This window comes from Kitasatospora cheerisanensis KCTC 2395, from assembly GCF_000696185.1.
Taxonomy (GTDB): domain Bacteria; phylum Actinomycetota; class Actinomycetes; order Streptomycetales; family Streptomycetaceae; genus Kitasatospora; species Kitasatospora cheerisanensis.
This window is the reverse complement of the sequence record NZ_KK853997.1, coordinates 238,340-238,954: the sequence shown is the minus strand read 5'-3', so window position 1 is coordinate 238,954 and position 615 is coordinate 238,340. Positions and strand designations below refer to the sequence as shown.

Genomic DNA, 615 nt, shown 5'->3' with positions numbered 1-615 from the left:
CGTCAGCTCCGCAGGTGGCGGCGGCCGCGGGGCCCCGCGGGCGGTCACCGCGGATCGGCCCCTCGGGCGGAGGACGGCGGGTCCGAGGGGAGGACGGCCGGGGTGTAGCGGGCGTCGGTCCGGCGGAAGGCACGGCTCAGGTGGTGCTGAAGCCGTACGTGGCGGAACTGGTACACCGCGCCGGTCCGCCGCAGCACGCCGCGCCGGTAGGCGTCGTCCAGGAACGCGGCCGGCTGCCAGGGGAGCCGGCCGGTCAGCGGCAGCCAGATCCGGGCCAGGACGAGCCACTGGCCCCAGGCGGTGAAGGCGAGCAGGTAGGCCGCGCTCCCGCCGATCCCGCCGACCGTGCCGATCATCAGACCGTCCGTCAGGTCCCAGCTGAGCGGGCCGAGCAGGCCCTGGAGCGCCCCCACCACCAGCCGCCCGCCGAAGGCGATCGCGAGCGCGAACGCCGGGGCCAGCACCAGGCACGTCCGGGCCACGGTGGCCCGGTTCGAGGCCAGCAGGTCGGCGGGGTGGCCGCCGAGGCGATGTCCACCGGGGCCTCCAGGGCGGCGGCCAGCCCGAAGACCAGGCCGGCGGCCGCGCCGAAGATCAGCCCGAGGCAGAACATGT

At 76.9% G+C, this 615-nt stretch carries 1 protein-coding gene; it reads right to left on the bottom strand.

Going from position 1 to position 615, the window contains the following annotated elements; genetic code table 11:
* Nucleotides 1–44 precede the first annotated feature (44 nt).
* Entirely contained in the window at nt 45–482 is a 438-nt protein-coding gene (locus KCH_RS01260; protein WP_244305077.1) for a hypothetical protein, read from the bottom strand.
* Between the last annotated feature and the right edge of the window lie 133 nt (nt 483–615).